Annotated in this window: 22 protein-coding genes and 2 pseudogenes; 9 read left to right on the top strand and 15 right to left on the bottom strand. The window is 70.1% G+C overall.

Annotation, left to right across the window (positions count from 1 at the left end):
• Window positions 1-66: 66 nt before the first annotated feature.
• The 3 genes from SOM19_RS12180 (at window position 67) to SOM19_RS12170 (ending at window position 1,615) form a co-directional block, all read left to right on the top strand.
• Complete coding sequence (locus SOM19_RS12180) at window positions 67-543, top strand: DNA alkylation repair protein (RefSeq protein WP_320486871.1); 477 nt, start codon at window positions 67-69, stop codon at window positions 541-543.
• Window positions 544-1,078: 535 nt separating this feature from the next.
• Window positions 1,079-1,282, top strand: coding sequence for a hypothetical protein (locus tag SOM19_RS12175; RefSeq protein ID WP_320486870.1), 204 nt, complete (start codon window positions 1,079-1,081; stop codon window positions 1,280-1,282).
• Between the two features lie 114 nt (window positions 1,283-1,396).
• Window positions 1,397-1,615: a hypothetical protein gene (locus SOM19_RS12170; RefSeq protein WP_320486869.1), complete on the top strand. Its 219-nt coding sequence runs from the start codon at window positions 1,397-1,399 to the stop codon at window positions 1,613-1,615.
• A gap of 37 nt (window positions 1,616-1,652) precedes the next feature.
• Here the strand turns inward: SOM19_RS12170 and SOM19_RS12165 are convergent, their stop codons facing one another.
• From SOM19_RS12165 to SOM19_RS12125, 9 genes are all read right to left on the bottom strand, one after another.
• The gene (locus SOM19_RS12165; RefSeq protein ID WP_320486868.1) at window positions 1,653-2,519 is read right to left on the bottom strand and encodes an alpha/beta fold hydrolase; all 867 of its coding nucleotides are present in this window, start codon (window positions 2,517-2,519) and stop codon (window positions 1,653-1,655) included.
• 121 nt (window positions 2,520-2,640) lie between these two features.
• A complete protein-coding gene (locus SOM19_RS12160) occupies window positions 2,641-3,186 on the bottom strand; it encodes a GNAT family N-acetyltransferase (protein WP_320486867.1) in 546 nt (181 codons plus the stop codon).
• Window positions 3,187-3,307: 121 nt separating this feature from the next.
• Window positions 3,308-3,751: a hypothetical protein gene (locus SOM19_RS12155; RefSeq protein ID WP_320486866.1), complete on the bottom strand. Its 444-nt coding sequence runs from the start codon at window positions 3,749-3,751 to the stop codon at window positions 3,308-3,310.
• A gap of 191 nt (window positions 3,752-3,942) precedes the next feature.
• Entirely contained in the window at window positions 3,943-4,539 is a 597-nt protein-coding gene (locus tag SOM19_RS12150) for a class I SAM-dependent methyltransferase (protein WP_320486865.1), read from the bottom strand.
• 379 nt (window positions 4,540-4,918) lie between these two features.
• On the bottom strand, window positions 4,919-6,151 hold the full coding sequence (locus SOM19_RS12145; protein ID WP_320486864.1) for an endo-1,4-beta-xylanase: 1,233 nt from the start codon (window positions 6,149-6,151) through the stop codon (window positions 4,919-4,921).
• Window positions 6,152-6,163: 12 nt separating this feature from the next.
• The gene (locus tag SOM19_RS12140; protein ID WP_320486863.1) at window positions 6,164-8,563 is read right to left on the bottom strand and encodes a beta-xylosidase/alpha-l-arabinosidase; all 2,400 of its coding nucleotides are present in this window, start codon (window positions 8,561-8,563) and stop codon (window positions 6,164-6,166) included.
• Window positions 8,560-9,456 carry a carbohydrate ABC transporter permease gene (locus tag SOM19_RS12135; protein WP_320486862.1) on the bottom strand — a complete coding sequence of 299 codons (897 nt, stop codon included), beginning with the start codon at window positions 9,454-9,456 and terminating at the stop codon, window positions 8,560-8,562. The genes SOM19_RS12140 and SOM19_RS12135 overlap by 4 nt, the downstream gene beginning before the upstream one ends.
• Before the next feature lies 1 nt (window position 9,457).
• On the bottom strand, window positions 9,458-10,456 hold the full coding sequence (locus tag SOM19_RS12130; RefSeq protein ID WP_320486861.1) for a carbohydrate ABC transporter permease: 999 nt from the start codon (window positions 10,454-10,456) through the stop codon (window positions 9,458-9,460).
• A 2-nt stretch (window positions 10,457-10,458) separates the two neighbouring features.
• Complete coding sequence (locus SOM19_RS12125) at window positions 10,459-11,766, bottom strand: ABC transporter substrate-binding protein (protein WP_320486860.1); 1,308 nt, start codon at window positions 11,764-11,766, stop codon at window positions 10,459-10,461.
• Between the two features lie 133 nt (window positions 11,767-11,899).
• On the opposite strand from SOM19_RS12125, the gene SOM19_RS12120 reads away from it, so the two are divergent.
• On the top strand, window positions 11,900-13,060 hold the full coding sequence (locus tag SOM19_RS12120) for an ROK family transcriptional regulator (RefSeq protein WP_320486859.1): 1,161 nt from the start codon (window positions 11,900-11,902) through the stop codon (window positions 13,058-13,060).
• A 100-nt stretch (window positions 13,061-13,160) separates the two neighbouring features.
• On the opposite strand, the gene SOM19_RS12115 is transcribed toward SOM19_RS12120, so the two are convergent.
• Window positions 13,161-13,403: a hypothetical protein gene (locus SOM19_RS12115; RefSeq protein ID WP_320486858.1), complete on the bottom strand. Its 243-nt coding sequence runs from the start codon at window positions 13,401-13,403 to the stop codon at window positions 13,161-13,163.
• An 84-nt stretch (window positions 13,404-13,487) separates the two neighbouring features.
• On the opposite strand from SOM19_RS12115, the gene SOM19_RS12110 reads away from it, so the two are divergent.
• Both SOM19_RS12110 and SOM19_RS12105 read left to right on the top strand, forming a co-directional pair.
• The gene (locus SOM19_RS12110) at window positions 13,488-14,888 is read left to right on the top strand and encodes an aspartate aminotransferase family protein (RefSeq protein WP_320486857.1); all 1,401 of its coding nucleotides are present in this window, start codon (window positions 13,488-13,490) and stop codon (window positions 14,886-14,888) included.
• Window positions 14,872-15,603, top strand: a pseudogene (locus tag SOM19_RS12105) (NADPH-dependent F420 reductase); the annotation flags it as partial. The gene SOM19_RS12110 and the pseudogene SOM19_RS12105, both read left to right, overlap by 17 nt.
• Before the next feature lie 159 nt (window positions 15,604-15,762).
• Here SOM19_RS12105 and SOM19_RS12100 read toward each other — a convergent pair.
• Together SOM19_RS12100 and SOM19_RS12095 are read right to left on the bottom strand one after the other, a co-directional pair.
• Entirely contained in the window at window positions 15,763-16,893 is a 1,131-nt protein-coding gene (locus tag SOM19_RS12100) for a Gfo/Idh/MocA family protein (protein ID WP_320486856.1), read from the bottom strand.
• Complete coding sequence (locus SOM19_RS12095; RefSeq protein ID WP_320486855.1) at window positions 16,893-17,699, bottom strand: sugar phosphate isomerase/epimerase family protein; 807 nt, start codon at window positions 17,697-17,699, stop codon at window positions 16,893-16,895. The genes SOM19_RS12100 and SOM19_RS12095 overlap by 1 nt, the downstream gene beginning before the upstream one ends.
• A 107-nt stretch (window positions 17,700-17,806) precedes the next feature.
• Here SOM19_RS12095 and SOM19_RS12090 point away from each other — a divergent pair, with 107 nt between their 5' ends.
• Complete coding sequence (locus SOM19_RS12090; RefSeq protein ID WP_320486854.1) at window positions 17,807-18,454, top strand: TetR/AcrR family transcriptional regulator; 648 nt, start codon at window positions 17,807-17,809, stop codon at window positions 18,452-18,454.
• A 10-nt stretch (window positions 18,455-18,464) separates the two neighbouring features.
• Window positions 18,465-18,764 (top strand): annotated as a pseudogene (locus SOM19_RS12085) (DUF7882 family protein); the annotation flags it as partial.
• Window positions 18,765-18,905: 141 nt separating this feature from the next.
• On the opposite strand, the gene SOM19_RS12080 reads toward SOM19_RS12085, so the two are convergent.
• On the bottom strand, window positions 18,906-19,223 hold the full coding sequence (locus SOM19_RS12080; protein ID WP_320486853.1) for a DUF7882 family protein: 318 nt from the start codon (window positions 19,221-19,223) through the stop codon (window positions 18,906-18,908).
• A 21-nt stretch (window positions 19,224-19,244) separates the two neighbouring features.
• The gene (locus SOM19_RS12075; RefSeq protein WP_320486852.1) at window positions 19,245-19,808 is read right to left on the bottom strand and encodes a helix-turn-helix domain-containing protein; all 564 of its coding nucleotides are present in this window, start codon (window positions 19,806-19,808) and stop codon (window positions 19,245-19,247) included.
• Between the two features lie 49 nt (window positions 19,809-19,857).
• Here SOM19_RS12075 and SOM19_RS12070 point away from each other — a divergent pair, with 49 nt between their 5' ends.
• Complete coding sequence (locus SOM19_RS12070; RefSeq protein ID WP_320486851.1) at window positions 19,858-20,919, top strand: SDR family NAD(P)-dependent oxidoreductase; 1,062 nt, start codon at window positions 19,858-19,860, stop codon at window positions 20,917-20,919.
• 87 nt (window positions 20,920-21,006) lie between these two features.
• Here SOM19_RS12070 and SOM19_RS12065 read toward each other — a convergent pair whose 3' ends face one another.
• The gene (locus SOM19_RS12065; protein ID WP_320486850.1) at window positions 21,007-23,049 is read right to left on the bottom strand and encodes an oxidoreductase; all 2,043 of its coding nucleotides are present in this window, start codon (window positions 23,047-23,049) and stop codon (window positions 21,007-21,009) included.
• Between the last annotated feature and the right edge of the window lie 74 nt (window positions 23,050-23,123).

Here is a 23,123-nt window from a genome sequence, read left to right as displayed (position 1 = left end):
TCGACACCCGGCTGGGAATCACGTCTGACAGGCTGTCGGATCCCGCGTGAGGGTGAGGATAGAGGTGTGGAGTCCCCGGCCGCCGCCTTCATCGACCGCACGCTGCGCGCCGAGGCGTCGGAGTGGCGCACCTGGGCGGACGGTGATGCATCGGTGGGTGGCCTACGTGTGTACGGCGCGTCGGCCGGCGCCGTCCGCGGCACCGTCCGCGATGCGCTTCGACGCCATCGAGACCTCGAACACGACGACATCACCGCACTCGCTTCGGAACTGTGGGTGGCGCCCGTCTTCGAGCGTCGCTTTGCGGCGATCGTGCTGCTGCAGGGGCAGGTCGACGTGCTCACCGGGAAGGACCTCACCCGCATCGAGGGCTTCCTTCGAGATGCCCGCGCGCCCGGTCTCATCGAGCCGCTGGCCCTCGACGTGGTGCGACCTCTCCTCGCCGGTCTGACGGGCACGGAAGCCGATCGCGCCCGACGCATCGTCACGCGCTGGGCCACAGCGGATGCCGAGGGCCTGCGCGCAGCCGCCGCCCTGCTGTGACGGTGCGGCGTCCCCAACCACCGCGCACTGTCCGTTCAGGGATCGCGCTGCGGGCGACGAGTTTGAGCAGTCACGTGCGGGAGTCGCCTGCGAGCGGGATCCACGTGCTCCGTCGAGGGTGACGACGGTTGACGACCCATGCGAAAGGAACTGCCATGGATATGAGGGCGGCTGTGACTGTCCGTGCGGTCATGGACGTGCTCCTTTCGATCGATTAAGTGAGGGCTCTCTCAACCTTGTCGGGTCCTCCGCAAACCCCGGGGTGCTTGACAACAGAATCGGGGTGTGCAGGGCCTGTCGTGTGCGGTGTGTGTCCGTCAGGCCCCAACCAGACGTCGAGGACGCTCGGTTGCGACGGTGCGGCGGTCCGCGGCCCTGCCAGCTACTGCCCCGGGCAGCGGGCCGCTCGACGGCGGAAATGCTGGGGGTCGACAGACGCGTACTGCCGTAGGGACTCGGAGTCCGCGCTAAACCATGACCGTCTGCCGTTGGCAACCCCCTCGCCGGTGCCGCGTCGCCGCCCGAGGCTCGATACATGAGCCATCCAGATGACATCAGGCAGCCCCTGGACCACCTTCCGCCGCTCGAAGAACGCGATAAGGCGATCGAGATCGAAGAGCCGCAGTACCCGGGTACGGATGCGCCTGCCAGCTCCCCCACCGTCAGCCCGGCGACGGCCGCAGAACCCGACCGACCTGGGCGACACGGCCTCGACAAGCCGCCGACGAGCGGGGCCTGAGGGCCGCCCGCACTAGATCCAGAGGTGTGCCGCATCGACCGATCGCCCCGCGCTGGTGCGCCCCAAGCCGGTCTTTCGTCGTGTCAGAATTGACCGCCGTGAGACGATGGCGTCATGGCCGAACCAGTTCGATTCGTCGTCGATGGTGAACAGTTCGACGTTGTGAGAGATGGCTGTTCGATTCACCACACCTGGGTGAGCGGCCCGAACGCGAGTTACGGGTTCTCGGTCGGAGGATCGAGCGCCCTAGCGCGCACAGGCGAGGAGATTCGCTCCGAGATCCGCGCGTTCTTGTCTGGGATCGACCCGGGCACTGGCTACCTGGCCGAATGACGGTCCTCCACTGCGACAGATCATCCCGCAGCAGGATTCACGACTGGTTCAGTACCTCGCGGAGTTTGGCGGCGAAGGCCTCGGGCTGGCCGGCGTAGCCGAACTCGCCGCCCATGAAGCCGCCGTGGTGGCTGGGGAAAACCGTCGCCTGCTGGCCAAGCTGTTCGGCCAATGCGATCGCGGTCCGACCGGTGTAGACCTTCACAGACTCCTCCCCGACCGCGACCACGATCCGGGTTGGCGCCGCCTTCAGGGCCTCTAGATCTGGCTGGTAGAGGGGGACCGCCCAGGATCGCTCTGACAGCAGCGGGTCCTCGCGCGTGCCGTCGTCCTCGGTCGGCATCCCGAACGCAGCGGGGTCCGGCGCCGGCTGGGCGAGGTGTTCATCCGTGACCTCGCCCTCCCACGAGGTCATCGCGATGAACGCGGCCATTCCGGCGCCCCAGCCCTTGTCCTGATACACCTGGGTGTACGCCGCCCGGGCCCGCTGGACAGCCTCCGCATCCGGAAGCACGCAGTCGATCGGGGGCTCGTGTGCGACCAGGGTCGACAGGTCGTCCGGGTGCGCCGTGACCAACGCGAGCGCGGTGACCGCGCCGCCGCTGCTGGCGAGCATTTCCACCGGGCCGGCGCCGAGCGCCTCAATGATCGCGTGGACGTCCTCGGCCTGGGTGTCCGGTTCGTTCGTGACCCCGCCGTCCTTGCGCTTGCTCCGGCCCAGGCCGCGGGGGTCGTACGTCACGACAGTGCGGTCCTCAAACAGCTTCACCTGGGCCTGGAACCCGCTCGCATCCATCGGCTGGCCGATCATGACCAGCGGCGGCCGGCCATCCGCAGTCGGCAATGGCCCGTGGACGTCGTAGACCAGGTCGACCTCTGGTAGCTCGAGCGTGTGCTGCGTCACTGAGGCCTCCTCCTTCGCGAACAAACTCACCGAATGGTAGGACGCGGCAGTCGCGGTGCGCTAGCCGGTCCCTAGCCGCGCAGTTGGTTTCCGATACCAACGATTGCCCAATCGTGGATCGTCAATCGATCTGATGGTGCGGTGACCAGACGCCCAGCCATTGCTCGGCACCCCAGTCCTGGTATCGCTCGGCCTCAGTGAACCCGAGCCTGGTTGCAAGGCGCATCGACGCCTCGTTCGCCGTTTGAGTGGACAGCAATAGTGGCTCACCCGGGAGAACGGCTGCGAACCAATCAAGGGCGGCCCGGCACGCCTCTGTGGCATAACCCTTCCCCCACGCGCCTGGCAGGAAGAGGTAGCCCAGGGCGGCTTCGTTGCCGTTCGGGCGGATGTGACCCTTCTGGTCAGGGTCGAGCCGGTCGAGAGTGACGATGCCGATCATCGTCCCGTTGAGTTCGACCGCCAGAAGGCCAGGACGCCGATTGTCCTCGGGGAGCCCCAGCTCGAAATCGTCGCGGGGTCTTGCGCCACCGATGTACGTGCCGACCTCGACGGAGGTGAACAGATCGATGAGTGCCTGACGGTCTCTCGGCTCGGGCTCTCTCAGTACGAGCCTTTCCGTCCTGATCGGAGGCGGCGGCCACGGGGCGGGCACGAGGTGAGCCATAGCGGCGATCCTAGGCGCGCCCAGTGCACGAGCGGGGTCCCTAAGCGATCTTTGGTTTCCGGTACCAACGTTTCGTGCGTCGACGGATCGTCCGGTGCACAGCTCGCCCGCGAGCGGTCGTTCACCGAGTCAGGCGCTGCGCTTTCATGTGCTGTTCGTGCCACCACGTCTTACCGTGGTCGTTGGAGCACCAGCCGTCCCAGGTGAACGCGTCTGTCGCGATGGTGCTGAACATCCATCTCACGCGCCGACCGTCGGCCTGCACACCCGTGAGCTCGATCTGGTCACCTTGACCTTCCGCGGTCAGAACGACATGTTCTGCAGCTCGAGGGCAGAACCACACCACTCGCCAACCGGCACGCTCATCCCACGTGCGCACGGTGGTCCCGAGCGCTGTCCCGGTCTCATCGACGAGGACGTCCTGGATGCCCCGGCCGGCGATGATCCAGTCGAATGTCCACAGCAGCTCGCTCTCGGACCAGGTGCCGGCTGCCTCGCTGTACAGCGAGTTGCGAACATGCCAGTCGCCCACGAGGCGCCCGAACATCGCAAGCTCGGACGCCACTTCCGTCGCTGGACCACTCGCCAGGAGACTCCGGTTCAGATTCACGCGGACAAGCTACCTGCCATCTCCGACAGCGCTCGGAGGCGGGTCCTCGAGCGGGCGTCGGCGAGTTCAGGTTGCAGGACGGCTGCCCGGTCGCTCGTATCAAGCCCACCCTCATGCTGAGGCCCGAGCGCCGGCCGTTGATCGCGTCACCACGCGCTGATGATCAGGTACCTTTCATCTGCGATGGGTCCACCCCAGTAGGACGGGTCATCCAGCGTGCGGACCTGCACGTTTTTGCGATGATCACTGACGAGTCGGAAGCACTCGTCAGTAGTCAGGCCGACTCCCGTGTGCCAACGACCTTCAATGAGGATCAGCACTCCGTTCGGTGTGAGGAGTTCGATCCACTTCTTCAGAGCTGCAGCAGGATCGTCCATCGCCCACAAGACATGGCGGCACAGAACAACATCGAATGTCCCCGCCGGCAGCGGTGGTTCGGCCGCATCGGCCACGACGAACACCGGCTGCGGGATCGTGTGTTCCGTCTTTGCGTGCGCTCGGCGAATCATCTCGGGCGAGAAGTCGACACCGCTCACGAGGTGCCCGCCTTCCGTGGCCAGGAGGAGCGACAGGGTGCCTGTGCCACACCCGAGGTCGGCGACCCGAAGCCCGCGACCGTTGATCAGGGGAATCAGCAGATCTGCCCAGGCTCGGCGCACCTCGGGTTCCCGGAGTCCGTGATCGGCCGCATCATCGAAGGCCACCGCTTCCGCATCCCACAGGGCGCTCGAGTCGTCCGTCATCCCCCCATGCTTCCACCGGACAGCGACCATACTCAGGGGAATCAACCTGCGTCCGTGCCGACCGTCGCCACAGCCAGGTAATTCGCCACCATTCATGCCCCCACAAGCCTCCTTTAGTAGGCAACGACGTTTCCAGGACCCGTGTAGGTCCGCCGATCGCGGAGCGCTCGTAAGACCCGTCGATGAGAATGCACGCACGGGCCCTCGACTGGCGCGCCGGAAACGATCGCTTTCGGGAGGCGGCGGCCCCTGAAGCTCGTCGACCGGATCGCACGCCGGCAGTTTGCTTGCCCGAGGCCTGTGTAGACCCTTAGCGGGCGACACAGCTCACTCGCGCGCAGCTGCTCCGCGGCTGTCGTTCGCCGGCTGAGACCTGCGGTCAGACCAGTCGCACCTCAACGCCCGCGTCCTGACTCTCCCGACTAAGGGTCACCCCGGCCGAGGATGCTCCCCGGCGCACCGCGTAGTCCCCGGCGAAGCCGGCCACAACCACCTGGCCCTCGGCATCCGTCCTCATCGTCGTGGGCGGCAGCCACCACTCGCCTTTGATGAGCCGGTGCAGTGCGTCGTAGGCGGGCTTGCGGGAGCCGTCGGCGCGGAGCAGCCCGATCGGAGCCCCCAGCCACGCCCCGCGGTCGGTGATGCCCCAATAGGTGATCGACTCCACCGCGGGGTGCGAGACCAGGGCGCGGTAGTGGCGCTCGATCTCGTCCGCCTGCCGGGCCTCGCCCTCGGGAGTGCTCGGCCAGTCGTCGACGCGGTAGTCGTTGAGGTCCTCGATGTCGGGCGGCATCAGCGCGCCCGAGACCAGCGAGTTCTCGGTGAAGTGCAGCGGCAGGCCGTACCGCGCGAACCGGTCGGCGATCGCGAGCACCTCGTCCTCGCCGCGGTAGCCCTGGTGCATGTGCGTCTGCAGCCCGAGCGCGTCGATCTGAACCCCGGCCTCGAGCAGCCCCTCGATGAGGCACTCGTACGCGGTGCTCAGGTCGAAGTCGTTCAGCAGCAGCGTCGCTCCCGGATCGGCGGCCCGCGCCTCCTCGAAGGCTATCTTCGCCATCGCAACCCGTCCGCGGTTCCAGGCGAGGCGCGTCACCGCGTTGTCGTCGCGGTCGAACACCGGCATGATCACGAGCTCGTTAATGGCGTCCCAACTTGGGACGACGTCACGCAAAGCCGACACCTCGCGCCGCACGCGGTCGCGCAGGCGCTGCTCGATCCCGTCCAGGTCGTACGCGCGCAGCCAGTCCGGCTGCACGGTGTGCCACACGAGCGGATGCCCCTTCACGGCCACTCCGCGATCCCCGAACCATCGCGCCGCGGCGCGCAGGCGCTCGGTCTGCGGGGCGCCCTCGGCCGGCTCGAAGTCGCCCCAGTAGAAGGGGAGCGTCGCCGTGTTGAACAGCTCGAGCCAGTCGGCGGCGAGCTGCTCGTCGTCCGGACCGCCCCGGCCTTCGGCGAGGTCCATCAGGTCGAACCCGATGTTGCCGAAGCCGAACGCGTGGCCCACCTGCTCGACGACCACCTCGGTGTCGCGCAGCGGTGCGCCGTCAGCGTCGAGCACGCGCACGAGCGCGCTCCCCCGCCGGTGGCCGAACCGGTCCTCAGCGGTCATCGGAGATCCGCCTCACGGCTCCTGGCCCGCGACCGATTCGATGTCGACCCGCGTATCTGCGTGCAGACGCCGAGTGTGATCGACCACGCGGGTCTCTCCGACCACGCGGACGGCCGACGTCAGCGGGATGTCGCCGCTCGAGCGACCGAAGCCGAAGACGACATCGCCGGGCTCGACGATGCGCCGGCCGCCGGCGCCCGTGAACGACAGCAGGTCGGCGGCCACCTCGAACGACACCTGAGCACGCTCTCCGACGCGCAGCGGCACCCGGGCATAGCCGATGAGCCGCTGCACCGGACGCACCGCCGAGGCCACCGGGTCGTGCAGGTAGAGCTGCACGACCTCGACCCCGTCGCGGTCGCCGGCGTTGCCCACGTGCATCGACACCGTGACGGACCCGTCGACGGGCAGCTCGGATGCGGAGGCCGAGGCATCCGACCAGACGAAGTGCGAGTAGCCGAGACCGTGGCCGAACGGGAACGCGGCGGTGGGATCGATGTTCGAGACCTCGTTGCGGCGCGCCAGAGTCGCGGCGAGGTAGGTCGACGGCTGGGCGCCGGGATCGCGCGGCACGCTGACGGGAAGCCGTCCGCTCGGGTTCACCCGGCCGCTGAGCACGCCGGCGATCGCACCGGTGCCCTCTTCGCCGGCGAAGAACGTCTGCACGATCGCCGCAGCACGCTCCGGGGCGGAGCCCAGGGCGTACGGCCGGCCGGCGAGCAGCGTCACCACGGTGGGCGTCCCGGCGTCGAGCACGGCGTCGAGCAGCGCCTGCTGAGACCCCGGGAGCGAGAGGTCGGCGACGTCGCAGCCCTCGCCGCTGGTGCCGCGGCCGAACAGTCCTGCCCGGTCGCCGAGGGCGAGCACGACGACGTCGGCAGCGGATGCCGCGGCCACCGCCTTCGCGAATCCCTCGGTCTCCCCGCCGTCGACCGACGTGCCGCGGGCGAAGACGATCTCGGCATCGGGAAACTCGGCCGCGACCGCGTCGCGCAGCGTCGGCAGCGTGAGGCCGATCGGGACCTCGGGATGCCGCACCCCGACATGCGACGGGAACGAATAGCACCCGAGCACCGCGTACGGGTCGGCGGCGACGGGCCCGACGACCGCGATCCGGCGAGGGCGGCGCAGCGGCAGCGCGCCGTCGTTGGACAGCAGCACGATCGCCTCCTCGGCGAGTCGCCGAGCGAGGTCGCGGTTGGCCGGCGGATCGAGATCCACGCTGCCACGGACGTCCTGCCCCGCGGCGCCGCGGCGCACCGCGGCGAGCGCCGGGGGCACCGGCGACCAGTCGGGATCGAGCATCCCGAGCTCCGCCTTCTGCCGCAGCACCCGGGTCAGAGCCCGGTCGATCAGAGCTTCGTCGACCGAGCCGTCCTCGACGGCCCGCACGAGCGCCGGGCCGAACGTCTTGACGGTCGGAAGCTCGACGTCGATCCCTGCCGCGAGAGCGTCGCGCGCGGCATCCGTCCACCCCTCGCTGTAGCCGTGCAGCTGCTTGAGGAAGGCGATCGAGAAGTAGTCGGCGACCACGGTGCCCTCGAAGCCCCATCGGTCGCGGAGAAGGTCCGTGAGGAGGGAGGCGTCGGCCGCGGTGGGGATGCCGTCGAGATCGGTGTACGAGTTCATGACCGAGCGGACGCCGCTCTCGCGGATCGCCATCTCGAACGGGGGCAGCAGCACGTCGGCGAGCTCGCGAGCGCCGACCGACACGGGCGCGAGGTTTCGTCCGCCCTTGGAGGCGGAGTAGCCGACGAAGTGCTTGAGCGTGGCGATCACGCCGGCGGATTCGACGCCCTGGATGTAGGCCGTCGCGACGGTGCCGACGAGGTACGGGTCCTCGCCGATGGTCTCCTCCACGCGGCCCCAGCGGGCATCGCGCACCACGTCGAGCACGGGAGCGAGGCCCTGATGCACGCCGACGGAGCGCATGTCGTCGCCGATCCGGCGGCCCATCTCGCGGACGAGATCGGGGTCGAAGGACGCGCCCCAGCTGAGCGGCACGGGGTAGGCGGTGGCGCCCCAGGTCGCGAAACCCGCCAGGCACTCCTCGTGAGCGAGCGCCGGGACGCCGAAGCGATTGGCCGCGACGATCTTCTGCTGTGCGCGCAGCAATGACAGCGCCCCGACCGCCGGGTCGACCGGCGCGGTGCCGAACGGCCGTGTGAGCTGGCCCAGGCCCCACGGGAGGATCGCGTCCAGGTCGATGTGATCGTCCATCTCGTGCTGGTGCGGCGCGACGTCTTCACCGTCGTCGGATGCCCCGACCCACACTCCGTAGAGCTGGGCGACCTTTTCGGCCACGGTCATCACTGCGACCAGCGCGTCGACGCGTTCGCCGACGGGAAGCGAGACATCGCGCCACGGCTCGGCCGCCGCCACGGGGCGCTGCGTGCTCTCCGAGAGAGTCATCCCTTCACCGCCCCCGTGAGTCCGCCGACGATCTGCTTCTGCATCGTCAGGAAGAAGATCAGGGCCGGCACCATCGCGAGCGAGGTGTACGCCAGCACGGCGCCGGTGTCCTGCGAGTACTGCGACGAGAACTGGGTGACCCCGAGCGGCAGCGGCCACAGCTCTTGCGGAAGCGTTCCGGTGCTGATGACGAGGAGCGGCAGGAGGTAGCCGTTCCAGCTCGCGACGAACGCCAGGATGCCGACCGTGACCAGGCCCGGCCTCGCGAGCGGCAGCAGGATCCGCCAGAAGAACCCGATGCGCGTCGCGCCGTCGATCATGGCGGCCTCCTCGAGCTCGGCGGGGATCGCCCGCAGGAACGGCACGAGGATGATGATCGTCGTCGGCAGTGCGAAGGCGATGCCCGGGATGATGACGCCGAGGTAGGTTCCATGCAGCCCGAGGGTGCGCAGCAGCAGCGTCAGGGGCAGTGCGGCGACCGTCAGCGGGAACATGAGCCCCGCCGCGAACAGCGTGTACAGCCCCTCGCGGCCCTTGAAGTTGTAGCGCGCCAGCACGTACGCCGCCATGATGCCGGCGATGACGACGCCGACGGTCGTGGCCACGGCGAGCACCGTGCTCGCGAACACGTTGCCCCAGAACCGCGGAGCGCTGAGGACGGCGATCCAGTTCTGGAGCACCCAGGGGTCGGGCATCCCGGCGGGGTGGGCGTTGAGGTCGGCGGTCGTGCGGAACCCGCCGATGAAGACGTACAGCACCGGTCCGATCGCGACGGCGGCGATCACCAGCGCGAGCAGATAGACGAACGGCTGGCCCCAGTCGAAGCGGCGGCCCGCGGGCTCGGCTTCGCGTGGTCCGGCGCTGCCGGTGACGATGGTCGTGGTGGCCGACATGTCAGCGCACTCCGCTCGTGATGGCGCCCTTGAGGTCGCGGTGGAGCGCGAAGCGCTGGTATCCGAGGGCGACGACGAGCGAGATGAGGAACAGGATGACGGCGATGGCACTGCCGTAGCCGGGCTGACCGGCGAACTGGCCCTGCTGGACCATATAGGTCGCCATGGTCTCGGTGGCCATGCCGCGCACCGTGGGGGCGACGGTCACCCACACCATGTCGAAGACCTGGAGCGAGCCGATGATCGAGAGGAACGCCCAGATGCGGATGGTGGGGGCCAGGAGCGGGATGGTGATGTACCGCTGCACCTGCCACCACGTCGCGCCGTCGATCTGAGCAGCCTCGGACAGCTCGTCGGGCACGCCCTGGAGCCCGGCGAGGAACAGCAGGATGGCGAACCCGATGTACTTCCACGTCAGGATGAAGAAGATCGTCCACAGCGCGATGGCGGGGTCCGCGAGCCAGTTGCGGGTGAGCGCGCCGAGACCGAGGGCCTCCAGGGTCGCGTTCACGGCGCCGTTCGGCTGCAGCAGGAGCTTGAAGGACAGACCCGCGATCACCTCGGCGAGGACGTACGGGACGAAGATCAGCAGCCGCAGGGCGCCGCGTCCGCGCATCGCGCGATTGAGCAGCAGGGCGACGCCGATCGCGATGGGGCCCTGGACGAGGAGCGACATCACGAGGATGAAGAAGTTGTTGCCGATGGCGCGGATGAACTCGGGCGTGTTCAGCGCGCGGACGTAGTTGTCGAGGCCGACGAACCTCTCGGGGTCGGCGAGGTCGTCCCACTGGAAGGCGGGCGGGAGGTTGTAGAAGCTGTACACCCCCGCGAGGAGGACCGGGAGTATGACGAACCCGAGGAACAGGAAGAGCGCGGGCCCGACGAACAGCAGGATCTCGAGGCGCTTGCGCCCCTGTCCACTGCGTCGCCTGCGGCCCGAGGCCGGGGAGGGGCCCGGGCCCGCGGTGACCGCGGGCCCGGGGGTGATGAGTGCTGTCATGGCTAGAGAGTCGCTGCCGCGTCTTCCATCTTGGTGACGATGTCGTCGGCTGTGCCGGCGCCGCCGAAGAGGTTGACGATGCCCTCGTTCATGGCGTTGCCGACGGTGGTGCCGTAGGCGGTGTCGAGCCAGAGCTGGACGAACGACGAGGCTGCGAGGCCTTCGGCGACCATCACGAGGTTCGGGTCCTCGAGCGAGCCGACGGCTGCCGGCACGGTCGGGATGCCCGAACCGCTGGCCGCGAAGCGCGCCTGGACGTCCTCGCTCATGATGTACGCCAGCAGTTCGGCGCACTCCGGCGGAGCGTCGGCCGAGCAGCCGAAGCCGTCGCCGCCGCCGAGCGAGGCGGTGGGGTCACCGGCCGAGCCCTCGATGCCGGGGAAGGGGAACCAGCCCAGGAACTCCGGGACCTTCTGGTCGGGGGTGAGCCCGCCGATGGTGCCGGCGTTCCAGTGGCCCATGAGCTCCATGGCCGCCTGGCCGTTGGCGACCAGACCCGCCGAGCTGCCGGCGCCGGTCTGAGCGGGCGTTCCGAGGAAGCCCTCCTGGAACGGCTCGATGCCGAGGAACTCCTCGAGCTGCTCTCCGGCTTCCACGAAGCACGGGTCGGAGAAGTCGAACTCGGTCTCGGCGGTCTGCAGCGCCTCGGGCGAGCAGGAGTGCAGCGCGAACTGGTACCACCAGTGCGCGGCGGGCCACTTGTCGCCCGCTCCGACGGCGATGGGCGTGATGCCCGCGTCGCGGAGGGCGCCGACGGCGTCGACCAGCTCGTCGAGCGTGGTGGGGGCCTCGTCGATGCCGGCCTGCTCGAACAGCTCGGTGTTGTACCAGAAGCCCTCGATGCCGAACGTGAACGGAACGCCATAGGTGGCGCCGTCGACCTGCCAGGGGTTGACGGTCGCCCCGACGCTCTCGATCGTGTCGCTGATCTCGTCGTCGAGGGGCATGAGGTAGCCGTTCTCGACCTGATCGCGAAGCTCGCCGCCGGGCCACACCTGGAAGAGGTCGGGCGGGTCGCCCGCTGCCAGCGCGTTCGGGATCAGCGTGCGCTGCAGCTCCTCGTTCTGGTAGCCGGTCTGCTCGACCGTGACGCCCGGGTGTGCCTCCTCGAACTCGGCGGCCACCTCTTCCCAGACGGCCGGGAGCGGTCCGGAGGTGGCGTTGTGCCACCAGGTGAGCGTGACGTCTTCGCCGTCGCCGCCGTTTTCGCCGCTGTCGCCGGTGCTGCCGGCACAGCCGGCGAGCGCGCCGATGGCGAGGCCGGTCGCGGCGAAGCCCGCGACGAGCCGCATCCTGCTGCGTGTGTTCATCTTCGAACCTCTCGAAAGTTTCGACATCTACGTCGAAAGTGATGTGGACGACCTAAGAGTACGTCCCAGGCGATTTGCGGTCAAGAGCAACAAATACGCCATCCGCAGCGCCGTCGCCCGTACAGTGTGAGGGGTGACCGATCCGCTTCCCGCCGAGGGCGTCCGCCAGCGCAATCTCGCCCGTCTGCTGCGCCTGGTCCACGTCGAAGGCCCCCTCTCCCGGGCCAACCTGACCGAGTCGACCGGCCTCAACCGGTCCACGGTCGCCGATCTCGTCGCCGAGCTCGTCCGCGAGGGACTGGTCATCGAACGCGCCCCCGACCCGTCGCGCCGCGTCGGCCGCCCCTCGCCTGTCGTCGCCGTCGACCCGAGCGTGCTCGCGATCGCGGTCAACCCCGAGGTCGACGCGCTGACCATCGCCGCCGTGGGCCTGGACCGAGGCATCCCGCTGCGCGAGCGCATCGAGGTGGACCACCTGCTGACGCCCCAGGAGACCGCCGACCTCGTGGCCGCGCGCATCGCCGCCTGGCGCGACGACGCCTTGTCAGGCGCTCGCATCGTCGCCGTCGGACTCGCCGTCCCCGGCCTGGTGCGAGCCGCCGACGGACTCGTTCGCGACGCACCGCACCTCCGGTGGACCGACGCTCCGCTGCGCGACCTGGTGGCCTCCGCGACCGGGCTCCCCGCCGTCGTGGGCAACGACGCGACCCTGGGCGCCCTCGCCGAGCACCTGTACGGCGCCGCCCGAGGGATCGACGACGTCGTGTACCTGAACGGCGGAGCGAGCGGCATCGGCGGCGGACTGATCGTCCACGGGATGCCGGTCTCCGGCGCCGGCGGCTATGCCGGCGAGTTCGGCCAGAACCGGCCGGGCATCCCCTCCGACGCCGACCGGCACGCCGACGGCGGGGTGCTCGAGGACGAGGTGAGCCGCGCCCGGCTGCTCGCCGCCGTCGGGCTGCAGGCCGCCGACGAGCCCACGCTCGCCGCCGCCCTCGCCGCCTCGGCCGATCCGGGCGTCGCCACCGAGCTCGCGCGGCAGCGCCGCATCCTCTCGACCGCGCTCGCGAATGCCGTCAACGTGCTCAATCCGTCGGTGGTCGTGCTCGGCGGGTTCCTCGCCACGATCGCCGATCACAACTCGGACGGCCTCACGAGCGCCGTCGCCGCACAGGCGATGCCGGCCAACATGGAGGGCCTCGACATCCGCGTCGCCTCGCTCGCCGAGGACCGCCTGCTCATCGGTGCGGCTGAGGCCGCGTTCGCCGAGCTGCTCCGCGACCCCGCCGCCTGAGACCTACACCGGCTGGTTCGGACGGTCAACGGGGGTGAAGGATCCCGGCCCCGGGCGCATGCTGGAGGCTTCGAGAGAGGACTGCCATGAGCGATCCGAACTACCCGGGCGAGACGCCTCCGCCGCTCCCGACGGAGCCGAACCCGCCCTCGCCGGACGAGCCGCTCGCGCCCAACCCGCCGGAGCCGACGTTCCCGTCGCCCTCCGAGCCGAGCGTGCCGGCACCGACCCCGCCCTCGGAGCCTTCGGCGCCGACGCCGTCGGGCCCGTCGACTCCGGCGCCGTCGGCCCCCATGCCGGACGTCGGCCCGGGCGTCTGACGCGGGCGGACGGTCCGCCGCATCCGTCCGCCGAACCGGACGAACCGTCATGGCCGACGGGCGGGCGCGCGGGTATCGTCGGGGAAAAGCCCGACGGAAGGTCCCCCATGTCGACGACGACCGAACGCCACGCCCGCACTGAGGCCGAGCTCCAGCAGATGGCCAAGGACCACCTGTGGATGCACTTCGCCCGACAGTCGACGATGGAGAGCAGTGGCGTCCCGATCATCGTCAAGGGTGAGGGACACCACATCTGGGACTCGCACGGCAAGCAGTACATCGACGGCCTCTCCGGCCTGTTCGTCGTCAACGCCGGACACGGCCGCCGACGTCTCGCGGAGGCCGCCGCACGGCAGGCCGAGCAGCTCGCCTTCTTCCCGATCTGGTCGTACGCCCACCCCGCCGCGATCGAGCTGGCCGACCGCATCGCCGACTACGCGCCCGGCGACCTCAACCACGTGTTCTTCTCGACAGGCGGCGGCGAGGCCGTAGAGACGGCGTTCAAGCTCGCGAAGTACTACTGGAAGCTGCAGGGTCAGCCCTCCAAGCACAAGGTGATCTCGCGCGCCGTCGCCTACCACGGCACCCCGCAGGGCGCCCTCGCGATCACCGGCATCCCGGCGATGAAGGCGATGTTCGAGCCGCTCACGCCCGGTGGCTTCCGCGTTCCCAACACGAACTTCTACCGCGCCGGTGATATGGGCGGACCCACGGGGAGCCTCGAGGAGTTCGGAGTGTGGGCGGCCGACCGCATCGAGGAGATGATCCAGTTCGAGGGGCCCGAGACGGTCGCGGCCGTCTTCCTCGAGCCGGTGCAGAACTCCGGCGGCTGCTTCCCGCCTCCCCCCGGCTACTTCCAGCGTGTGCGCGAGATCTGCGACAAGTACGACGTGCTGCTCGTGTCGGACGAGGTCATCTGCGCGTTCGGACGCATCGGCGAGTACTTCGCCTGCGACGCCTACGACTACAAGCCCGACATGATCACCTTCGCCAAGGCCGTCACGAGCGGCTACTCGCCCCTCGGCGGCACCGTCATCAGCGACCGGATCTACGAGCCCTTCCGCACCGGCGACACGACGTTCTACCACGGGTACACCTTCGGCGGGCACCCGGTCTCGGCCGCGGTGGCGCTCGAGAACCTCGACATCTTCGAGGAGGAGCGCCTGCTCGAGAACGTGCGGGAGAACTCGCCCGTGTTCCGCTCGACGCTCGAGAAGCTCACCGACCTGCCGATCGTCGGCGACGTGCGCGGCGACGGGTACTTCTTCGGCATCGAGCTGGTCAAGGACAAGGCCACCAAGGAGACCTTCGACGACGACGAGTCCGAGCGCCTGCTGCGCGGCTTCCTCTCCAAGGCCCTGTTCGATGCCGGACTGTACTGCCGGGCCGATGACCGCGGAGACCCGGTGATCCAGCTCGCTCCGCCCCTGACAATCGGGCCGAGCGAGTTCACCGAGATCGAGCAGATCCTCCGCTCGGTGCTGACCGAGGCGTGGACGCGCCTCTGACGAAACGGCGCGTTTCGTCAGAGGCGCAACGCAGGGACATCGCGGGAATGGTTCCAGCGTCATCGCGTTTCCCCTCGGCATGACACGAGTCGGAATCATCGGAGCAGGACACATCGGATCGACCCTCGCGCGCGGTCTCGTCGACCGCGGCTACGAGGTCGTGATCAGCAACTCCAGGGGGCCCGAGACGCTGACCGCACTGGTCGAGGACCTCGGGCCGAACGCCACGGCGGGGACGGTGACGGATGCCGCGGCATCCGGTGACATCGTCATCGTGACCGTGCCGCTCAAGGCGCTCGACCAGGTGCCGGCCGAGCCGCTCGCCGGGAAGATCGTGCTCGACACGAACAACTACTACTGGGAGCGCGACGGCCGCATCGCCGACCTCGACGAGAAGCGCACCACCACCACGCGGATGGTGCAGAGCCACCTTCCCGAGTCCAAGGTCGCGAAGGCGTTCAACCACATCCTCGCGGCCGACATCCTCACCACGGGCTCGCCGGCGGGCCCCGAGGATCGCCGCGCGCTCGCGACGGCGAGCGATCATGCGGATGCCGCGGCCCTCGTCACCGCCCTCTACGACGAGTTCGGCTTCGACACGGTCGACGTCGGCTCGGTCGACGAGAGCTGGCGCGTCGAGCGCGACCAGCCGGCATACGTGGTGCGCCAGACGGCGTCCGAGCTCGAGCAGAACCTGGCGCGCGCGACCCGCTGAGACGGTGGGTTCGGGGCGCGGCCTGCTCCGCCGCATCCGGTTCGGGGCGCGTTCCGCTCCTTGGGGCGTGCAATCCAGCGCCCCGAACCGCGGAACGCGCCCCGAACCCCACACATCCGGCGCCGGGCACGAACCCGGCGCCGGGCGGCGGTCGCAGTACTAGAGCGTCGCCGCGAAGGGATCGAAGTCGGCGGGGATCGAGCCCACCTCGTCGACAGAGCTCTGCACCGGGACGAAGGCGCGCGACTCGACGGACTCCTCGATCGACAGCAGGGTGTCGAGCACGTGGTATCCGAAGCGTCCTGTGGCGACGTGAGGACGACCGGCGCGGATCGACCGCGCCATGTCGAGCAGCCCGAGCCCGCGTCCGGCGAGGACGCCGTCCTGGGGCACGTCGATGATCTCCTGCTCCACGGGCGCCGGCGGCACCACCATCTCGCGCAGCGGCCGCGTGATCGTGATCGCTCCGCCGAACGTGTTCGGGTCGGGGATCACCAGCGTGCCCTCGGTGCCCGTGATCTCCACGATGCCCTGGCGCAGCAGCGGCGAGTCAGTGCTGTACAGGCTCTGCGCCTGCCCGCCCTCCTCGAACTGGATGAGCGCCGACACGGTCGACGGCACCTCCACCGGGAACTCCTGGCCCGCCTGGGGCCCCACCTGCACCGCGCGCGACTCGCTCCCCCTGAGGCCGAGCGCGGCGACGGCCGAAACCGGGCCGAACACGTGGATCAGCGCCGAGACGTAGTACGGCCCCATGTCGAGCAGCGGTCCGCCGCCGAGCGCGTACAGGAACGCCGGGTTGGGGTGGAAGATCTCCGGCCCCTGCCACTGGAAGGTCGTCTGCGCGAACAGCGGACGCCCGATGTCGCCGCGGGCGATGGCGCGCTTGGCGGTCTGCACCCCCGGGCCGAGCACGGTGTCGGGCGCGACGCCGACGCGCAGGCCTGCGGCATCCGCCTTCTCCAGCATGCCCAGCGACGACTCGCGGTCCACGCCGATCGGCTTCTCGGTCCACACGTGCTTGCCCGCGGCGATGATGGCCTCGGACACCGCGATGTGCTCGGCGGGGATCGTGAGGTTGACGACGAGCTCGATGTCGGGATCGCCGAGCACGACATCGACGCCCCCGGCGTTCGGGACGCCGTACTTCGCGGCCTGCTCACGCGCGCGGTCCTCGATAAGGTCGCCGATCGCGAGCACGGTCACGTCCGGGAAGCTCGTGAGGCTCCGGAGGTACTGGTCGCTGATGTTCCCCGCGCCGATGATCCCGACGCCGACGGGCGCCGCCATCAGCGTGCCGCCCGCTCGTCGAGGAAGACCCGGCTCTGCTCGATGCCCTCGAACAGATCGCCCGAGTAGGCGTCGAACTCCACGATGGCGAATTCCAGAGCGGATGCCGCGTCCAGTGCCGCGGCGAGCGGCACGGCGCCCGTGCCGGCCGGGACCTGGTCGGCCGGCGGGTAGGCCTTGATCGCCTCGGCGTCGAGCGTGCCGTCCTTCACGTGCACGGCCACGACGCGGTCGCCGAGCCTCTCGAGGAGTGCTGCCGGATCGACGCCCGCACGGGCCGCCCAGTACAGGTCGACCTCGAGCACGACGCGCGGATCGAGCAGCTCGGCGAGCAGCTCGAGCCCGCTCTGCCCGTCGAACTGCGCCTCGAGCTCGTGGGCGTGGTTGTGGTAGCCGACGCGGAGGCCGCGGGCTGCGGCGATCTCGGCGGCCGCGTTGAGGAGGCGCGCGGTCTCCTCGACCTGAGCGCGGGTCTCCCATCGAGCGGGTTCGGTGTAGGGGTCGATGACGGTGCCCATGCCGAGGACGTCGGCGGCGTCGAAAACCTCGTCGGGGGTCGGCACCGGGAGGGTCGTGCCGCTGCCGTCCGGGTTCACGAAGGACTCCGACGCGAGGAACGCGTGCCCGGTGGGGGCGGTCAGGCCGTGGGTGGTGAGGGATGCCGCGAGCGGCGCGGCCCGGCGCACGAAGTCGTAGGGCTCGACGGCGGTGAAGCCGCGGCGCGCGACCTCGGCGAGCGTGCCGTCGAGGTCGGACTCCAATGCGTCCTTCACAGTGAACAGCTGAACGGATGTGAGTGCCGGCATGGAGACTCCCTCGGCGGTCGACGGTGACGTGCGCCGTGATCGGCGCCCGGACAGCACGCTAGCACAAAACCTCCATGCGGAGGTTTTCATTCGGCTAGGATGCGTCCATGCCCGAAGAGCCTGGCGGTCCCGCCGAGGAAGACGCCGCGGCGCGCAGCCGCGGCCCCTATGCGAAGGGCCTCGCCCGCCGTCAGCAGATCCTCGACCGGGCGATCGAGGTCTTCGCCCGCCGGGGCTCCGCCGGCACGAGCCTGCGGTCCATCGCCCAGGAGATCGGCGTCTCCCACGCCGCCCTCTCGCACTACTTCACGTCGCGCGAACAGCTGCTCGTCGAGGTGTACCGCGAGGCCGAGCGTCAGACCGGAGAGAGCGAGCCGCATCCCGCCGACGCGTCGCCGGTCGAGATCATGACCGAGTCGGCACGGCGCAACCACGCCGTGCCCGGCCTGGTGCAGCTGTACTCCACTCTCGTGGCCGCCGGGCTCGAGTCGGGGCATCCCGATGCGACCGAATTCGCCACCGTCCGGTTCGCCGCCGTGCGGGCGGACCTCGCCGACCGGGTGCGGCGCAACCAAGCCCTGGGGCGGATGCGCCAGGACGTGGATCCCGACGCCGTGGCCGCGCTCGTCGTCGCCGCGTCCGACGGCCTCCAGGCGCAGTGGATGCTCGACGAGGAGGTACCGCAGTCCGCGGCCCTCGAGCTGCTCGCCCGCCTCCTCGCCGACGAGCACACGAAGCGGCCCACCGAGGCTTAGGATCGTGTCCGTGGGGACCATCTACTACGGAGGATCGGCCACTCCGATCCATATCGAGGACCGCGCGCTGGCGCACCTCAAGGTCGTGATCGCGACGAAGCTCCGGCGCGACGAGAGCTTCACCGTCTCCTGGCGGCATCCCGAAGACCAGCCGCGCGGTCGCAGCACGATCTGGCTGCATCCCTCGATCCCGCTCCGGTTCGTCTTCGACGATCCCGAGCCGACCGACCTCAGCCGGGACTGGATCGAAGAACTGGCCAACTCGGCGAACTCGTCCGGCGGCATCACGCTCGTGGCCGAGCACTTCGACACCGGCCCCATCCCGACGATCGAACCCGATGGCGCCGACGTCGCACTCGGGAACGTCGAGGTCGAGACGCTCGACGTCGGACAGCTCACCGTCGCCGGCCAGGATGTCGCTCCGGGCGGGATCGGCGAGGACTGAGCCCGCTCAGCCCTTCTCGACCGGCTTCTCGTCGACCGGCTCGGGCAGGATCGTCAGCCCGGCGGGGCCGCTGGCTGCCTGCATGAGGTCGTCGACCCAGGCGCGGTTGATACGCGGCTGACGACTGCCGAAGAAATGGAACTGCAGCGCCACCGACGGATGGATCCAGAAGCTGCGGCGCCCGCTGCCGTCGCCCACCTCGACGTCGAACATGAAGGGCTCCGAGCGACGGAGCTTGTTCATCATGACGATTCTCAGGTGTGCGAGTGTCCGGTCGTCGATGTCGACGGCATTCGCCGCGGTGTCGTAGATGAACCTTCCCATGCGAGGAGTGTACGACCCGCGTCAGCGTGGAGCGAATGCGGCGCGAAAGAGCCTGGTGGCACGGTCGGCGACCGCGGACCGGACGGACGGGTCGGCGCGTGCGAGCTCGGTTCCGAGCATGCCGATCGCCATGACGACGTCCTCGGTCTCGACGTGCGCTCCGATGCGACCCGCGGCCCGCTCACGCTCCACGAGTCCTGACACCACGGCCTGGAACCTGTAGCCGAGCGGCACCACCCGAGGGTCGCGGAGATCGGCCGTCACGAGCTCGATGAGGGCTGCCGACACGATCGCCTGCTCCACCACGCGGTCGAACAGGTCGTCGATCGTCCGGTCGGGTGCCGCGATGTAGTCCTCGAGGTCGGCGATGTTGTCTTCGAACACGGCCACGGCGAGGGCCGTCCGGTCGGCGAAGTGGCGATAGAGGCTGCCCTGACCGACGCCGGCTCGTTTGGCGACGGCGCTGAAGGGGGCGTTCAGCCCGCCGTCCGCATACACCTCACGCGCAGCGGCGATGAGGGCTCGGCGATTGCCGGCGGCGGCGGCGGGACCACGATTCGCACGGGGGATTGCGGAGGTCGACACGGGTGTAGCCTAGTACCGGACACAGCTGTCCGGTAGAAAGGGAAACATCATGAGCAACACCACCACGCTGACGGGCGACTCCTCGATCGCGGACTGGCTGGCAGACCCCGCCGGCGACGCGATCCTCACCGAGATGCTCGCTCAGGGCGGCCAGACCCCCGACGTGTTCAAGCCCGTCCGGCGCCTCGCCATCAAGCGCCTCGTCAAGCTCAGCCGCGGCTCGTTCACGCAGGAGATGCTCGACGACCTCGTCCGCCGCGCCGCAGCCGGGGACGTCCCGGCCGGCGCCACGACGACCGCTGCTCCCGTCGCGGCCGAGCGCGCGGCCGGCAACGCCGTTCCGCTGCGCGAGTGGACCGAGCGCCTGGACCAGGGTCGGTTCACCGGCCAGACCGTCATCGTCACGGGCGCGGGCTCGGGCATCGGCCGGGCCACGGCATCCCGCATCGCCCGCGAAGGCGGCCGCGTCATCGCCGTCGACGTGAGCCAGGAGCGCCTCGACGAGTTCGCCGCCGAGCACGCGGCTGCCGACGTGGTCCCCCTCGTCGCGGACATCACCGACGACGCGGGCGTGGCGCGCATCGTCGAGGCGGCCGGTGACACCATCGACGCCCTCGCCAACATCGCCGGGATCATGGACGACATGACCCCGATCGGCGAGGTGACGGACGCCGTGTGGCAGCGCGTCTTCCGCGTGAACGTCGACGGCACCATGAAGCTCATGCGCGCCGTCATCCCGGCGATGCTCGCGCAGGGCGGCGGCTCGATCGTCAACACCGCGTCCGAGGCGGCCCTGCGCGGCTCGGCCGCGGGCGTGGCCTACACCGCGTCCAAGCACGCCGTGGTGGGACTCACCAAGTCGAGCGCCTTCATGTACGGCCCGAGCGGCATCCGCGTCAACGCGGTCGCTCCCGGACCGACCATCACGAACATCGAGGCCACCTTCGCCTCGCCGCTCGGCGCCGAGCGCGTGCAGGCGGCGATGACGATCCTCCCCGACGCTGCCGAGGCCGAGGCCCTCGCGGCGTCGATCACCTTCCTCCTGAGCGACGACGGCGTGAACGTCAACGGCATCGTGCTCGCGAGCGACGGAGGCTGGTCCGCCGCCTGAGCCGCGGACCCGCGAAGGCCCCGGAGGACCCGAACCTCCGGGGCCTTCGACATCTCAGAACGGGGCGTTACGTCTCGCTTCGCTCGCTCAACGGCCGGGGCGGAGCACTCCGAGGCCGGCGACGTCGTACGCGAGCTCGACCGCCTCGAAGATCGCGGCGTCGATCGTGCGAGGGGCGAACGCATCGCCGATCGTGACGACGCGGGGAGCAGCATCCGCGATTCCCTCGACCACCACCGACGCGCGCGGCTCGATCGCGACGACGGCGTCCAGCCGGTCGAGCGTCGTGCCCTCACCGGTGAGGGCGTCGCGCACTGAGATCGTCTCTGGCACGACCGCGTCGACGACCTGGGCGGTCCGGCGTCGGAAGCCAGGATGCGCGGCCAGCCGCTCGAGGAGCAGCGGCCGGTCGTAGCCGGCGCCGATGTGGGGGAAGACGGACTCGAACGGCGTCACGACCTCGAGCTCGTCGACGTGCGCGAGCAGGCTCAGCACGATTCCCGCCGCGTACGCCGTGCCGTCCGAGTCGACGACCGCGATCCGCCGGCCGAGCTGCGCGGGAGCGGAGGCCGCGGCGAACGCGTCGATCGTGCCTGCCGCGGGGAAGCCGCCCGTGTAGGCGCCGCCGAGAGCCAGCGAGGTCGATCGCGGCGCGACGGCGCCCGTGGCCATCACGATGCCGTCGGCCGCAGCGGCCGCCAGGTCCGCCGCCGTCGCGGCGACGCCGAGCCGGACGTGCACCCCGGCCTCGGCGAGGTCGCGCTCGAGATCGTCGACGAGCAGCCCGACGCTCTCGCGGCCCGGCACCCGGCGAGCGAGGCGCAACTGGCCCCCGAGCTCGTCCGCCTGTTCGAGCAGCGTGACGTGGTGCCCGTCGGACGCGAGCTCGACGGCGGCGCGCATGCCCGCGGGGCCGCCGCCCACCACGATCCAGTGCCGCGCCGTCGCGGCGTGCGGGCGATCCCCGCGCTCCAGCTCACGGCCCGCGAGCGGGTTGACGGTGCATGACATCGGGAGTCCGCGGCTGCCGCGGCCGAGGCATCCCTGATTCAGCCGGATGCAATGACGGATGCCGCTGCCCGCCCCGAAAGCCTGGCCGAGCAGCTTGCGGCCGAGGTCGGGGTCGGCGATCTGGGCGCGCGTGAGGGCCACCATGTCGGCGATGCCCGACGCGACCACCTCCTCTGCCTCTTCGACCGAGCGCGCGGCGCCGACGCCGAAGACGGCCACGTCGGGATGTGCGGCCTTCACCGCCGCGACGTCGTCGCGCAGCCACGCGTATGGCATCGGCGAGGATGGGAAGACGTAGTGGACGTTGTGGTAGCCGCCGGCGGCGAGATCGAGGAAGTCGATCCGCGCCGCCGCACGCAGCCGCGCGATGACTTCGCGCATCGCGGCGCCGTCGAGGCCGTCGGGGTGGAACTCGTTCGCGACGATGCGGATGCCCACCGTGTAGTCGTCGCCCACGCGCTCCCGCACGGCGCTCAGCACCTCGCGCGGGAACCTCGTGCGGCCCTCCAGGTCACCGCCGTACTCGTCGCCGCGCGCGTTGTACAGCGGGGAGAGGAACTGATGCAGGAGGTAGCCGTGCGCCATGTGGATCTCGACGCCGTCGAAGCCGCCCGCCCGGGCGTGCTCGGCCGAGATCGCCCAGCCCTCCACGACCGACCGGATGTCGTCGCGGCTCATCTCGCGGGTCGCATGGGCGGTCGACGGAGACAGGATGCGCGACGGGGCGTACACCGTGCGCGGTCCGTCCGGCCCGTCGGGCTGCGCCTGGGCGCCGTGGTGGTTGAGCTGCACGAAGACGCGCGATCCGGCGTCGTGGATGGCGTCGGTCATGCGTCGCGACGCCGGCACCGACTCGGGCAGGAACGCGTCCTGGAACCCGCGGATCGACCCCGACGGATGAACGAAGTGATTGCCCGCGATGAACAGGCCGCACCCGCCGTGTGCGCGCCGGACGAAGTACGCGGTCTCACGGTCGGACTCGACCCGGTCGGAGTACTGCTTCGAGTGCGCGGTCTGCATGATGCGGTTGGGCACGTCGACCATGCCGATCCGCAGCGGCTCGGACAGCGCCGAACCCGCACCTGTGGGGACGGACGGGATGCCGGGGCTCGCGGTCATCCTCCGAGACTACGACCGCGCTGCCGCCGGTTCGGGGCGCATACGGTCGGTCGGGGCGCAGTGTGCCGCGCCCC

This window comes from Microbacterium sp. CFBP9034 (assembly GCF_034045255.1).
Taxonomy (GTDB): domain Bacteria; phylum Actinomycetota; class Actinomycetes; order Actinomycetales; family Microbacteriaceae; genus Microbacterium.
Note: the sequence above shows the minus strand (reverse complement) of the source record. Positions and strands in the feature narration are given on the sequence as shown.